16 protein-coding genes are annotated in these 11976 nt (G+C 48.4%); 10 read left to right on the plus strand and 6 right to left on the minus strand.

The features are described 5' to 3' along the window. Positions 1-28: 28 nt before the first annotated feature. Positions 29-1021, minus strand: a complete 993-nt coding sequence (locus IDAT_RS02015; RefSeq protein WP_034729808.1) for an AraC family transcriptional regulator — start codon at positions 1019-1021, stop codon at positions 29-31. 121 nt (positions 1022-1142) lie between these two features. Between IDAT_RS02015 and IDAT_RS02020 the strand changes: the two genes are divergently transcribed. From IDAT_RS02020 to IDAT_RS02035, 4 genes are read left to right on the plus strand one after another with little or no spacing between them, the layout of a single operon-like run. Continuing rightward, positions 1143-2438, plus strand: a complete 1296-nt coding sequence (locus tag IDAT_RS02020) for a flavin-containing monooxygenase (RefSeq protein ID WP_034729811.1) — start codon at positions 1143-1145, stop codon at positions 2436-2438. Next, positions 2439-3332, plus strand: coding sequence for a bile acid:sodium symporter family protein (locus IDAT_RS02025; RefSeq protein WP_034729813.1), 894 nt, complete (start codon positions 2439-2441; stop codon positions 3330-3332). Further along, complete coding sequence (locus tag IDAT_RS02030; RefSeq protein WP_034729820.1) at positions 3329-4273, plus strand: SDR family oxidoreductase; 945 nt, start codon at positions 3329-3331, stop codon at positions 4271-4273. The genes IDAT_RS02025 and IDAT_RS02030 overlap by 4 nt, the downstream gene beginning before the upstream one ends. Beyond that, a complete protein-coding gene (locus IDAT_RS02035) occupies positions 4273-5064 on the plus strand; it encodes an SDR family NAD(P)-dependent oxidoreductase (protein WP_034729822.1) in 792 nt (263 codons plus the stop codon). The genes IDAT_RS02030 and IDAT_RS02035 overlap by 1 nt, the downstream gene beginning before the upstream one ends. Here IDAT_RS02035 and IDAT_RS02040 read toward each other — a convergent pair. The 3 genes from IDAT_RS02040 to IDAT_RS02050 all read right to left on the minus strand — a co-directional run bounded on the left by IDAT_RS02040 (position 5055) and on the right by IDAT_RS02050 (position 6062). Then, on the minus strand, positions 5055-5318 hold the full coding sequence (locus IDAT_RS02040; protein WP_034729824.1) for a Txe/YoeB family addiction module toxin: 264 nt from the start codon (positions 5316-5318) through the stop codon (positions 5055-5057). The two genes, IDAT_RS02035 and IDAT_RS02040, sit on opposite strands and share 10 nt — an antisense overlap. Beyond that, the gene (locus tag IDAT_RS02045; RefSeq protein WP_034729826.1) at positions 5315-5557 is read right to left on the minus strand and encodes a type II toxin-antitoxin system Phd/YefM family antitoxin; all 243 of its coding nucleotides are present in this window, start codon (positions 5555-5557) and stop codon (positions 5315-5317) included. The genes IDAT_RS02040 and IDAT_RS02045 overlap by 4 nt, the downstream gene beginning before the upstream one ends. A 79-nt stretch (positions 5558-5636) precedes the next feature. Continuing rightward, the gene (locus IDAT_RS02050) at positions 5637-6062 is read right to left on the minus strand and encodes a gamma-glutamylcyclotransferase family protein (protein ID WP_051986505.1); all 426 of its coding nucleotides are present in this window, start codon (positions 6060-6062) and stop codon (positions 5637-5639) included. Positions 6063-6258: 196 nt separating this feature from the next. On the opposite strand from IDAT_RS02050, the gene IDAT_RS02055 reads away from it, so the two are divergent. Next, positions 6259-7455 carry an alginate export family protein gene (locus IDAT_RS02055; RefSeq protein WP_051986506.1) on the plus strand — a complete coding sequence of 399 codons (1197 nt, stop codon included), beginning with the start codon at positions 6259-6261 and terminating at the stop codon, positions 7453-7455. On the opposite strand, the gene IDAT_RS02060 is transcribed toward IDAT_RS02055, so the two are convergent. Together IDAT_RS02060 and IDAT_RS02065 are read right to left on the minus strand one after the other, a co-directional pair. After that, the gene (locus tag IDAT_RS02060) at positions 7452-7679 is read right to left on the minus strand and encodes a hypothetical protein (RefSeq protein ID WP_034729828.1); all 228 of its coding nucleotides are present in this window, start codon (positions 7677-7679) and stop codon (positions 7452-7454) included. The genes IDAT_RS02055 and IDAT_RS02060 overlap by 4 nt on opposite strands. A 65-nt stretch (positions 7680-7744) precedes the next feature. Beyond that, positions 7745-8044 (minus strand): addiction module antidote protein, encoded by a 300-nt coding sequence (locus IDAT_RS02065; RefSeq protein ID WP_034729830.1) that lies wholly within the window; start codon positions 8042-8044, stop codon positions 7745-7747. Positions 8045-8235: 191 nt separating this feature from the next. On the opposite strand from IDAT_RS02065, the gene IDAT_RS13270 reads away from it, so the two are divergent. The 5 genes from IDAT_RS13270 (at position 8236) to IDAT_RS02085 (ending at position 11680) form a co-directional block, all read left to right on the plus strand. Beyond that, entirely contained in the window at positions 8236-8397 is a 162-nt protein-coding gene (locus IDAT_RS13270) for a transcriptional regulator (protein WP_156099464.1), read from the plus strand. 327 nt (positions 8398-8724) lie between these two features. Beyond that, on the plus strand, positions 8725-9297 hold the full coding sequence (locus IDAT_RS02070) for a hypothetical protein (RefSeq protein WP_034729831.1): 573 nt from the start codon (positions 8725-8727) through the stop codon (positions 9295-9297). Next, positions 9287-10045 carry a hypothetical protein gene (locus IDAT_RS02075; RefSeq protein WP_034729832.1) on the plus strand — a complete coding sequence of 253 codons (759 nt, stop codon included), beginning with the start codon at positions 9287-9289 and terminating at the stop codon, positions 10043-10045. Before IDAT_RS02070 ends, IDAT_RS02075 begins: the two co-directional genes overlap by 11 nt. Before the next feature lie 83 nt (positions 10046-10128). After that, a complete protein-coding gene (locus tag IDAT_RS02080; RefSeq protein WP_034729834.1) occupies positions 10129-10695 on the plus strand; it encodes a hypothetical protein in 567 nt (188 codons plus the stop codon). Positions 10696-10783: 88 nt separating this feature from the next. Further along, positions 10784-11680 (plus strand): DUF5677 domain-containing protein, encoded by an 897-nt coding sequence (locus tag IDAT_RS02085; RefSeq protein WP_034729835.1) that lies wholly within the window; start codon positions 10784-10786, stop codon positions 11678-11680. Positions 11681-11976 lie beyond the last annotated feature (296 nt).

Genomic DNA, 11976 nt, shown 5'->3' on the forward strand with positions numbered 1-11976 from the left:
AGAGATTTAACACGAAAAGCGTTGTATTTTAACCTTTTCTAAAGTCGGAAAAATTCTTCCCAGTCCAACGTCGAAAGGCTTTAGCGAAAGCTTGTTCGTCGCTGTAGCCAAGAAAATCGGCAAGGCTCGCTTGGGTAACACCGGGGCGTTGCAATTGCTGCAACGCTAGCTCTAACTTTACCTGTTGCGACAGTTTATTGTAGCTCGTATTAGCCGCGGTCAAATGGCGCGCTAGGGTACGCTCGCTAACAGCTAAACTTGCAGCGAGTTGCGTCCGCGTCAGCCACGGTTGTCGCTGCAGCAGCGCTGCTACGCGTTGTATCAACGTTTGCGGCTGTAACTGCGCTAGTTGCTGTTTTGCCAGCTCAAGCATTTGCGTTTGCAGCGCAGGGTTTACCTCGCGTTGACGATAATGCCAATCGGCATCGCTGTAGCTAATCGCATTGCGCAACGCATTAAAACGCACATCTGCACCTGCGAATGCGCGTTGATACTCAGCGAGTGAAGCTTGGCGTGTATGCTTAAATTGCACTTGTAGCGGCGCAATGGCTTTGCCAGCAACCCATCGCGCACCGCTAGCAATACTGGCAAAAATGGCTTCAACGCGAAGCGCCACCGCCACGGTGAAGTGATCGTTGTACTCAATTTGCCAACCGCTAGTAGTTTTGTGCCGACTGAAAGTTCCCCCCTCACCAATCAACGATGAATAGTTGACCAAACTCTCAACCGCAGTACCAAGTGCGGGTGAACTCAACAGCAAAAAACCTATGGTATCGAAGTGTTGCGGCTGTAACGCCATGCCTATGTGTAGCCCTAGCTCTGGGCGTTGCTGTTGCTCAAGGCTCTGCCACAGCGCATCTTGCAAGGCCAATGGCAAGCGCTGTTGGCCATGGTGTTGCGCCAATTGCTGTTGCAAATCAACAGATAAATGCACTCCCAACTGTGCCAGCTGCTGCACAATTGCTTGGGTAAAGCTTTGGGTGACACTCGCCTGATTCGGTAGACGTTTAAAATCTTTCATGGGCATAGAATACTACGCCAGCTGTCCTAAATTAACCAGTTTATTGTCCGATTAAAGCATGGCTTGATCTGGATCAATTGTTATTATCTTGCTATCGAACTTGAAATAGGAATGTCAACTCATGAATCCATGCGTAGTCATAGGTGCTGGCCCAATGGGCCTATGTACAGTGCGGCGTTTGCTTGAGCAGGACCTCGAGGTCATTGGCCTCGAAGCCCATAGCGACGTCGGCGGTTTGTGGGATATCGATAGCCCTACCAGCACCATGTACGACTCGGCGCACCTGATTTCCTCCAAACGCATGACCGAATTCAAAGACTTCCCGATGGCGGATCATGTCGCAACTTACCCCAAACACGATGAAATGCGTCAGTATTTTCGCGACTACGCCAAACATTTTGATCTGAAAAAGCACTATCGTTTTAACAGTTGGGTCGAGCGTGTTGAACCCGAAGCAGATCAGCAATGGCGCGTGGTCTATCGACAACATGACACTACACACGAAATCATCGCCAGTAACGTGCTACTCGCAAATGGCACTCTGCACCACCCCAATGTAGTGAACTTCGACGGCGCATTTAAAGGTGAAATGCTGCATAGCAGCGATTATCGCAACCCTGCGCTATTTGCTGACAAACGCGTGCTGATTATCGGTTGCGGTAACAGCGGTTGCGACATTGCCGTTGACGCAGTGCACCGTGCGAAAAGTGTCGATATGGCGGTGCGTCGTGGCTATTACTTCTTACCCAAATTTGTGGCTGGACGGCCTATTGATACCCTTGGTGGCAAAGTGAAGCTTCCACTGCGGCTCAAACAAAAAGTCGATGGCCTCTTGGTGCGATTACTGTCTGGCAAACCGAGCAGCTATGGCCTCCCCGATCCCGATTACAAAATGTATGAATCGCATCCGGTGATTAATACCTTGTTTTTGCACCATATCGGCCATGGCGACATCACTGTGCGCCCGGACATTAAAAAGCTGGTGCCCAACGGAGTCGAATTTGTCGATGGCAAACGTGCGCAATATGACCTGATTTTGCAAGCCACCGGTTACAAACTGCATTATCCATTTATCGATAGCGAACATTTGAATTGGCAAGGTCATGCACCACAACTGTACTTAAATGTATTCAATCCACGCCAGGAGCATCTATTTGTTATGGGCATGGTCGAGGCGTCTGGGCTGGGTTGGCAAGGGCGTGATGAGCAAGCACAGTTGGTTGCCGAGGTGATTCGTTTACAGCGTGATGAACCGGCACGGGCAACAGCATTTTTCGACAGAGTGCGAGCGCATGCAGACAAACGTATCGACGGCGGGATGAAGTATCTCCAAGTGGAGCGTATGGCTTACTATGTGCATAAAGACACTTACCTGAAAACCCTGGCGCAAGAAAAGCGTCAGCTCAAGGTCTCGTAAATGTCGGCAACCTCGTTACTGGTGCTCAACGCCGTTCTGGCGATGATGATGTTTGGCATTGCGCTAAGCTTAAAAGGCGATGATTTTAAGCGCGTGCTGGCGGAACCGAAAGGGCCGTTGGTTGGCCTGCTTGCACAGTTCTTGCTGCTACCATTGATCACCTTTGCCGCAATTTCACTGGTACCGATGCCCGCGGAAATCGCTTTGGGTCTGCTGCTGGTGAGCTGTTGTCCCGGTGGCAGCTTTTCTAATCTAATGACCTACTTAGCCAACGGCAACGCAGCCATGTCGGTAAGCATGACCGGCATCGCAAGCCTAGCCGCATCGCTCTTAACGCCGTTTAATTTCATGTTTTACGCCAGCTTGAATCCACATACCGATGCCCTGCTGCAGGCCATCGATGTATCGACCTGGGACATGCTGCTGATTGTCTTTTTTGTGCTCGCCATTCCTTTGCTACTGGGACTTTGGTGTGCCCATGTGTTGCCGAGTTTTGCCAAGCGTAGCGAAGATTTTTTCCGTATCGCCTCACTGTTGGCCCTGTTCGGCTTTGTCGGCATTGCGCTAGTGCTTAATTGGGAGCGTTTTGTGCAAGGCGCGAGCATCTTTTTGCTGGCAGTGATTGTGCACAACGCCATTGCCCTTGGCATTGGCTGGGGCTCCGCCCGCGCGTTGGGATTAGCCGCGCCTGAGCGCCGCGCCATTACACTCGAGGTTGGCCTGCAAAACTCCGGCTTAGGTTTAGGGATTATTTTCACCTACTTTTCGGCGCAAACCGAAATGGCGATTATCGCCGCTGCTTGGGGGATATGGCACCTGATTTCTGGTTTAAGTTTGACCCTATTTTGGCAGTGGCGAGATCGCCGTGTAGCTGTTGCAGGAGGCAACGCATGAAAGTCTTGATTACCGGCAGTGAGGGCTATATTGGCCAAGCATTGGTGGGCAAATTGCTGAACTCTTGTGCCGTTGTCGGCGTTGATATTCAGCGCCGCTCCGCAGCCGTCGCAGGCTATCGTTTTGTTAAAATGGACATTCGTGACGCAGCGCTAGCCGAACTCATGCTGCATGAACAGGTGACCCATGTGGTGCATTTGGCCAGTGTGTTGCAGGCGAGTCCTGATCGGGAGCGCGATTACGACATCGATGTCAATGGTACCCGCAATCTTGTACAAGCCTGCTTGCACGCTGGTGTGCGCCATTTAACGGTGACCAGTAGTGGTGCAGCTTATGGCTATCATGCGGATAATCCCACGTGGCTGCGTGAAACCGACCCCTTACGTGGTAATGAGAGTTTCGCTTACAGTCACCATAAGCGCTTGGTTGAAGAGCTCTTGGCCGATTACCGTGAACAACATCCACAATTACAGCAATTGGTGCTGCGTCCCGGCACAGTTCTGGGGCGCTCTACCGACAATCAAATTACCGCTTTATTTAAGCGCAAACGCTTGTTGGCAATTCAAGGCTCGCCCTCACCCTTTGTCTTTATCTGGGACCAGGACGTCATAGAGATTATTTACCAAGGCTTGATGGGCGCAAAAGTCGGTAGTTACAATCTCGCAGGTGATGGCGCCATGACCCTTGCTGAAATTGCCGCAGAGCTCAACAAGCCGTTGTTGGTGTTGCCCGCATGGTTACTTGCCAACGCCCTGCGTGTCGGACATGCTTTAGGCCTGACACAATACAGCGCCGAACAGCTCGATTTCTTGCGTTACCGCCCCGTGCTTGCCAACGACGCGCTGAAACAAGACTTCGGCTATACGCCCATGAAAACCAGCCGCGAGGCCTTTGATTACTTTATTGACCATAACTTGCAACAACAGCAGGATTTGAGCTGATGAGCGCTACGCGAGTTGCCCTCATCACCGGTGCCGCCTCCGGACTTGGTCTGGAGCTGGCTCGTGCCTTGCGTGGTGAGTTTGAATTGGTATTGGTAGATGTCAACGCTGAAGGTTTGCGCGCTTGTGCTGCTGAATTTCCAGATGCCGCAAGGTACCTCTGCGATTTGGCTGACAGTGAAGCGTTGCAGAGTTTAATCGAACAGCTGCACATGCAACTGCCGCGTTTAGATCTCTTGGTCAACAATGCCGGCATTACCCACCGTTCACTGTCGCGCGTCACGGCTGACGAAGTCTTACAACGCGTCATGGCCGTCGACTACTTTGCACCGGTGCAATTAACCCAAGGCTTACTGCCGCTATTGGAGGCGAATGGCGGTGGCGCGATTGTCACCATCGGCTCTATGGCCGGTTGGATGCCGGTAATCGAACGTGCGGGCTATTGCGCAGCAAAATCAGCCTTGCACCAGTACTTCGAGGTATTACGCGCCGAACTCGCCTGCGCCGCGTCGCCGGTTCGCATCTTGCAGGTTTACCCTAGCTTTCTTGATACGCCTATTGAAAACCATGCCTTGGACGGCAGTGGCGGTATTGCTAATCATCCACGCTCGATGGTAGGCAAGATGCGCTCTTCGTCGTGGATGGCACAGCGCATTGTTAATGCTCTGGAGCAAAGCAAAGAACGCCTGTTCCCCGACCGTTTTACCTATTTTGCCAGTGTCTTGTATCGCCTCGCGCCACGGCTGTATCAGCGCCTAATGCAACGCCGCTTTGGAGTATCTCAGTCATAGTGCGACCATAGCCTCAACACTTTTATTTGATGTTCGTCGGGCAACACTTGGTAGACCAAGCGGTGTTGAATATTGATACGACGCGAATAGGCACCCGCCAAGTCACCAATGAGATTTTCAAAGGGTGGCGGACGGCGGAATGGATCATGTTGAATCAAATCTAGCAAGCTCTTCGCACTTGCTTTTAAGCCGCTCGCTGCCAGTTTTTTGGCATCGCGTTGTGCTTGTTTCGTGTAGCGTAACGTCCATGTCACCAGTCAAGCTCCTTGTCGCATTCATCCGCAGATGTCGCCATTCCTTCCACGATAGACTCGCGCATCCCTGGAATGGAGAGTAAATACAGTGTTTCTTGAATCGCTGCCCAATCTTCTTCACCAATCAAGACAGCATTATTACGTTTGCCACTGATGACGATGGGCTCGTGTGATTCGGCTGTTTCATCGATTAAGCGATAGAGATTACTACGCGCTTCGGTCGCAGTTACCGTTGTCATATCAGCACCTTAACAGCTGAGCATATTACGGCATTAGTTTACGCCCTCTAGGGCGTACGTCAATACGTACGATTGATGATTATGCAGTGCGTTTTTCGAGCGGCAGCGCGTAGTCGATTTGCCAATTGTAGGTCGCAGATGCCGCATCGATTTGATGGTCGTCACTTAAAACTTCGAGGTCTTTGAGGAAATAACACCACGCCCAATGCTCGCTGCCGTCAGCACCGACCAGCTCAATCGGCTCGCGTTCGTAAAAATGCGGATGCCCTTCTAGCGCATCGAGTTGCGCCAACGTATCGGGATTCACCGCGTACAACTCGCCATGCACCGGACGCGCTTGGCATTGCGGATGCTCTTGCAATAAAAACGGAAAGCCCGGTCCACGTAACATGACATAGGGTAATTTTGTGGTTGCGTCGCCTACCGCGACACTCTGCGCCAACAATGCATGGTTCTGAAAACCGCGCTTTAAACTACCGTAGACAAATACCGTTTCCAGCTTCATAGGGATTCTCCGTTCAGTCGTGAAACGTGATTTTAGACGTTTAGACGTCCATTTGTCAAGTAGTTCCTCTAAAGGGGTAAGTGACTACCTCTTCTTACAAGGATGCTGAGTTTATCGTGGTAGATCGCTGATTTTGAATGGTTTTCTTGCGTGCAAGACATAGAATAAACGGCAAACACTCAAGTAGGAAAACGCCATGAAAACACCTATTGCCTTAGCCGTTGCTGCCGGTTTATCAGGCGCAGTAGTCACCAGTGTTAGCGCCCAAGCCACCACCTTTGCACAGTTGCAGAATGCCATTGCTGAAGGGGCAACGGCTATCACCTTGCGCTATCGCTACGAGCATGTTGACCAAGATAGCATCATCAAGCAAGCCAATGCCTCGACCTTACTCACGCGTTTGAGCTATAAAAGCGCTGATTTTAATGGTTTTTACACGGTTTTGGAGTTCGATAACGTTAGTGCAATTGGCAATCAAAACTATAACAGTACGGTCAATGGCCATACCCAATATCCAGTGGTGGTCGACCCTACCGGTTCCGATTTCAACCAAGCCCATGTCGGCTATCGCTCCGAGGAGTTAACGGTTACGGCTGGGCGCCAGCGTATCAATCATGGTAATCAGCGATTTGTCGGCGGTGTCGGCTGGCGGCAAAATGAGCAAACCTACGATGGCTATCGCTTACAGTATGCGCTGAGTGCGGATTTAAAAGTCGATTACAGCTACGTATATAACGTCAACCGCATTTTCGGCGATGACAGCCCTAATGCCGACTTGCATGGCAACCTGCATTTACTCAACGGCATTTACAGCCTCAGTGATGATCACCAACTGACAGGCTTTGCTTATGAACTCGATTTCGATTCCGCACACGCGCTTTCCACCAGCACCTATGGCATCAACTACGACGGTAAGCTCAGTGCCTTCAAGGTTCACGCCGCTTACGCGCAGCAAACAGACACCGGCGCTAATCCCATGGGATTTAGCACCGACTATTATGCGCTCGAGGTCAGTACTCTAGTCGCGAAAGTGAATGTGGGTGTTGGCTATGAATCACTCGGCAGCGACAACGGTGTCGGCTTCAGCACACCACTGGCCACCTTGCACAAATTTCAGGGCTTCACCGATAAATTTCTTGGCACTCCCGCACAAGGCGTCAACGACCTCTATGTAAAAGCCTCAGGAACCTATGAAAAATTAGCCTTGAGCGCCGCTTGGCATCGATTCAAGTCTGACGTTGAGAATATCGACTACGGCAACGAAGTGAACCTAGCAGCCAGCTATCCGCTCGCAAGCAACGTCGGCTTACTGGTCAAATATGCGCATTACAGCGCTGATTCGCTGTCAGATGACACCAGCAAACTGTGGGCCATGCTGACTATGAAGTTTTAACCTTTGCAGTGGAGCTGTTTCATCGCCGCCAAGATGTCGTCGAGCAAACTATCATCGGGGCCAGGCATGTTTTCCGCCGTCGCCGTCTGCAGCTCCTCGGCATCGTATTCCCACTGTGCCAGCACCTTGCACTTTTCTTCGTTGGTAAGATTGCTGTCGTCCACCACGTCTTGCGGCTTGTCGTAAACTTCAGCTGGGTCTTGCAGAATATCTTCGAGTTTCATAACGCCTCCTTTACCGCATGCTTACGTATAAAGGCTAGCTGATGTGATGGTGTTTTCCAAATGAACTACTCAGCACTCGTCGTTTTCAGCGTTAACGTTAAGCCCAACGCCGACGCAACTTTAGCAACGGTGGCAAAGGTAGGATTCCCGCTCTGCGAAAAAGCCTTGTACAGCCCCTCACGACTAATGCCAGTGTCACGCGACAGCTGACTCATATTCTTTGCGCGCGCAATTACACCGAGCGCATGAACGATAAATGCAGGGTCACCATCGGCTTCTTCAATGCAGGCATCGAGATAATCCTGAATCGCCTCGTCGGTGTCGAGGTATTCAGAGGAATCCCAGTTAGTTAGTTTTATGGTCATGGTGTTGCCTCGATTTTTTATAACTTGCCAACTATGGTTAACACTTAAAAATATGTCAACCCTGGTTAACACTTAAGTATCGATCACCATTCGTGTCATTTCCTGTCGCTTTGATTAGCCTCTTCCGAGGGATGGAATTTTCACCTAAACCTGTTAAAACTATTATTACAGCCGCTGAGGGAGAGATCTTAATGAACGTAGAAGCGATTAAAACCGAAAGCGAGTACCGTTCAGCGCTCGCACGTATCAAGCAACTTTGGGATACTCAGCCGGATACTCCTGAAGCAAAGGAATTAGTGAACCTTGTTGGACTTGTTGAGGATTATGAAGAAGCGGAATTCCCGATAAGCTAGACAAGTTCAAATACCTGTCGCACAGTAGCAACTGCAAACTTCATTCACTACACTGCACGAGAATATATCTCGGCTGTATAGGTAAGCGGTGGCACCGCTGTGTTCGAACAGAAGACTTAACACCGATGCTTGTTCTTAGGTCCGATTTGAGCGAATTCCGGACATTGGACTTTCTGGCGGTACAAGCTAATGTAGTTTACAAGGAGGGCGACCTTGCGTGGTCGCTAAGATGCTGTGCCGTCTATTTAAGTCTTTTAATGTCAATTACATAACACAATAAAAAAGGTTGAATATTGTGCGCTCAAGTACTCACATTAAGGAGAAATTATGAGTAATTCAGAGGCAAAGTTACATCTTTCTTTAGAAGATGGGGTTTTTGAAATTTCGGGTTCGGAGCTTTTTGTATCTCAGCAAATTGAAAACTTTAAAGAGATTATTTTAGAAGCCCTACAGAATAGAAAGGACGAATCTTTAGATGTCGTAGAATCGACAATATCAAGGACTCCACCAGCAGCACAGCCGATACCTGAAGGGGCCAAATCAGAACATGGCTTTGATAAAAAGTCGTTCCCAAGAGTGCTTCACATAGAAGACAAAGACGTGAAAATTATTAAGAAAATGCCCGGCGCGACCAATGCCAAGAAGTCTGTTAATACTGCTTTGGCATACCTTTGGGGAAAGAGGTCTGTAGGAGTAGAGGGAATTTCTTATCAGGAAATTCGAGACCTGTGCCAGCATCAGGGCTGCTTAGATTCCAGGAATTTCGCCGCTTCCATGAAAAATGCAAGGGAATACATAATAATCGAAGGAAAAAAAGGATCTTCTGCCAAAACTTGTAAGCTAACGCTTCCTGGCGTAGAGCGTGCTGAAGAATTGTTGGAAGACCTAAATGGAGAGTAAGGTAAGGCGTATTATTGAGGCTGCATCCGATAAGGTACTGTCGGATCATATTGTAGACTCCTACAAGGAAGTTGAAAGAAATTATTTCATCAAATCTTGGAAAACAAGCGAGTTGGATGCAGGGCATTTTGTTGAGTCGGTACGCCGGCTAGTAGAATTAAAGCTTTTCGGAAAATACACACCAATTAGTAAGGGGCTTCCTCCTTTTAACGATAATACGATGCTGTCTTATGTTAATTCTTCAGGAGATGATTCATACAGAATTCATATACCTAGGGCGTTGCTAACTGTTTATGGAATTAGAAATAAACGCGGAGTGGGTCATATTTCAAATGTAAGCCCTAATCATTTGGACGCGACGTTTATAGTTTCAAGCGTAAAGTGGGTTCTAGCCGAAATAGTGAGAATTAATTCATCATATCAGCCTGATGAAACATCAAGGATAGTTGATCATATTGTTGATAGGAGTGTGGAGGGCATTTGGGAAAACTCTGATATAACGAGAGTTCTGGTCGAGGGACTCAGCCTCAAAGAACAAATAATGTTTATTCTCTGTGCTACCAATGAAACTTTCGACCAAAAAATCCTGGAAATTATCGAGTATAAAAATCAAGCGTATTTTAAGCGTACTTTAAAGCAATTACATAGCTCTAGATATATTGAATATAGGCCTACAGGAGAGTGCCTGATTTCACCTAAAGGTATTGCCTATGCTGAAGAACTCATACTGACAAAAGTAAATGTTTAATAAGGCACGGCGACGGTTTTTTCGTTACGACTTCGCCTCTACTAAAAAGCCGCGCATGCTGGCGGCGTTATGGGTAAATGACAATGGATTGGAAGAGTTTCATAGCACAAATAATCGACTCTCTTGCTTGGCCAGGGGTAGTGATTATTCTTGTTATTTTGCTGCGTGAAAAGGTCGCTGAATTAATTCCGCGACTCAAGCGATTCAAGCATAAAGAAACCGAAATTGAATTTACGGAAGGCATTACTGAGTTAGTCCAGGAACGTGAAGCTGCCGGAATCGAAGAGCAAGAAATACCGAGATCAGAAGAGTACCAAGACCAGTTCGGTTTCCTGACGCGGCTGGCAGCTATATCGCCTCGTTCAGCCGTCCTTGAATCCTTTCGGGCTGTCGAGTCTGCCGCAGCAAAGAAGGCCGCTCGAATCTACCCTGAGATTGAGAGTAGCCACTCGCGAAGCCCTCTGCAACTGCACAAAATACTCAAGGGCGAAGTCTTGAGCAAGCAGGAATACTATCAGTTTAACCAGCTACGAAAATTGCGGAACGAAGCTGCGCATGCTGAGGACTTCGACATTCGAGGATTGCCGATTGAAGCGTATATTGACATCGCTCTGTCCTTGGCGGCTCGCCTGGAGGCAGATTATCCATAACAATCGCAGGCACACAACAGGGGCTTAGCAATTTCTTCAAAGAGAAGAATCAATAGCTATCGATTGAAACGATTTAGATTTTAAAACTATGAACGGAACAGCGCAGTTACCAGATCCTCCCCAATTTTCTGACGAGGAAATGCAAAAATGCCGAGAAAGCGGTGACTTTATGCCTTTACTTTTTGAGTGGTACAAGTTCGTAGGTCAAATCTGCATTTTCTTTGCGCAATTGCAGAGGGAGTCGCCAGCAGCTAAGGAGATTCCACAAATACACTTTGCTATCCTTACTGGGCTCTTAAATCGTTGTGCAAGGTTGATGCTGTCAAACGTAGCCCTGTCTCATAACGGACGATTTGGCGAGACCACAGCAATTTTGGATAGGTGTATTTTTGAGTCTTCGTTAAAGGTTGAGTGGCTATGCCACAAAGGAACAGACGAAACTTTTCGGCGGTATTTAGCGGGTGGTCTCAAAACGGAAATTGAACTTGAAAAAGAAATAGCTGATAACATCTTTGAACGAGAAGGTGGTGAAGTATTCAACATAGAAAAGCGAATGCTTTCCTCTATTGATCGACATATAAACGCAGCTGGGTTGAGCCGCGAAGAAATTTCTGGAGCTAAAAAATTACCCGATGTGTCAGCGATGTTGCGCGATTTAGGCCATGAACGCCTAATGTACGTAGTTGCCCAACGTCTCGGATCTCATCATGTGCATGGGACATGGCCAAGCTTACTACTGCACTACCTTGAAGTTGATGATGATGATGATGGTAAATTTTCACTTAGAGATCACGATTGCGAAACACACCCCAATCAGTTTGTTATGACTCCGCTACAGGTTTTGGGTGCCGTTAGGGCATTCGTCGTTTATTTAATCGAGGAAGAGGAATCCAGGCCCATTGTGGATTTAGTGGATTCTATTCAAGAAGAAATCATGACAATCAATAACGAAATGATTGGGAGCGATTTTCAGAGTGCTGAATAAATCTAACAAGGGCGCTAACGTCGGCTGTTGGCACGTGGCTGCCAGTCCGTTATGAGCGAAGAGCGGACCTTCGGACTTCTTGTCCTGCTTCAACTAGTGACTAGCCGTCTCGTTATTCGTAAGTGAGGGTGTCGCTAGCGGTGCACGGCACATTCAAGTCGGTAATATTGAGCATTTTGTTGTGTTGTGTATTTGAGTCGTTTACTGTCAGTGACATAATAAAAAATGAAGGTTGGATATTGTGCGCTCGGTAGAGTGTAACTGAACATACTCAAATTGCCTTTGCTAACTCGGGA

The sequence above is a fragment of the Pseudidiomarina atlantica genome, from assembly GCF_000753735.1.
GTDB classification, from domain to species: Bacteria; Pseudomonadota; Gammaproteobacteria; order Enterobacterales; family Alteromonadaceae; genus Pseudidiomarina; species Pseudidiomarina atlantica.